The sequence below is a fragment of the Chloroflexota bacterium genome, from assembly GCA_015478725.1.
Taxonomy (GTDB): domain Bacteria; phylum Chloroflexota; class Limnocylindria; order Limnocylindrales; family CSP1-4; genus C-114.
In genome coordinates this window covers 1-1,290 of the sequence record JADMIG010000127.1, presented here as the reverse complement: position 1 = coordinate 1,290, position 1,290 = coordinate 1, and the positions used below count along the sequence as shown (strand labels likewise).

Here is a 1,290-nt window from a genome sequence, read left to right as displayed (position 1 = left end):
GGCGGTATACTGAATCTTGTGTAAAAGCGGGAGCCTGGCTATCCTATAGGTAAGTCTCGAAAACTACCGAAAGGAGAAAAACCAATGGCTCCCAAAACAGAGGATACCCGACCACAAGCACTCAGTCAAGATGAGTTCACGCAGATGCTGACAGGCCAACTGAAAGAGGCGGTGCGCCTGGCTCTTACCACTATATTGGAAGCGGAAGTCACCGCTCTGATAGGTGTCCTTCCCTATGAGCGCAGTATCTCAAGAACAGACCAGCGCAACGGCCACTACCACCGCGACTTGGACACCACAGTAGGGCATATTGAGGAGTTGGCAGTGCCTCGCACGCGGGGTGGCTACCAGACACAACTGTTCGAGCGGTACTCGCGTCGCCGTCCAGAGGTAGACGCTGCCATCTCGAACATGTTCATCAAAGGGGTGAGCACGCGCCAGGTGGGGAATGTGATGGAGTCGCTGACCGGCTCCTCTCCTTCACCCTCCACCGTATCGCGGGTGTTTCACACCCTGGAAGGGGAGTACGCCATATGGAAGAGCCGTCCTCTCTCCACCCGATACGAGTACATATTCGCTGACGGCACGTACTTCACAGTGATCTACGAGGGCGAGGGCTGTAAGATGCCCATTCTGCTGGTGATAGGTATCAAACCTGATGGTGTTAGAGAGGTGCTTGGCTTCTCTGTAGGAGATCGAGAGAACCAAGTGGCCTGGGAACAGCTATTCGAGAACCTTCGTGTGCGGGGAGTAGCGGAGGTGGGGCTGGCAATCACAGACGGCAACCAGGCGATGCTCAATGCCGTGGCTGCCAAGTTCCCAGGAGTGCCACGCCAACGCTGCATCAAGCACAAGATGGAGAATGTGCTTGGCTATGTGCCTCACAAGCAACGGGAGGTGGTAGGAGAGGAGCTAAAGGCAATCTTCTACCAGGAAAGCAGGGGAAAGGCCGAGCAGGTAGCTCTTGCCTTCTGTGAGAAGTACCGCCGAGAGTATCCAAGTGCTGTGGAGTGCCTGTGGCGAGATTATGAGGCTTGCCTCACCTTCTACTCTTTCCCACCACAGCATTGGAAGGCAATCCGAACGACCAACGCCATCGAGCGATTGATAGAGGAGGTGAAACGACGTTCACACAAGATGGGGGCAGCATTTAGAAACGAGAGTAGCTGCCTGCTGATGTTCTATGCGGTCATTAGAGGCGTGAAGTTCCAACGGCTAACCATGCCTGCGGCGCACGAGAGGTAAGATGGACAAGCTCCCGTAATTTTACACAGGACTTGACACACCGCC

At 54.9% G+C, this 1,290-nt stretch carries 1 protein-coding gene; it reads left to right on the top strand.

Annotated features, from left to right (window positions below):
- The first annotated feature begins 84 nt into the window (after positions 1–84).
- On the top strand, positions 85–1,245 hold the full coding sequence (locus IVW53_16075; GenBank protein MBF6607079.1) for an IS256 family transposase: 1,161 nt from the start codon (positions 85–87) through the stop codon (positions 1,243–1,245).
- Positions 1,246–1,290: the final 45 nt, after the last annotated feature.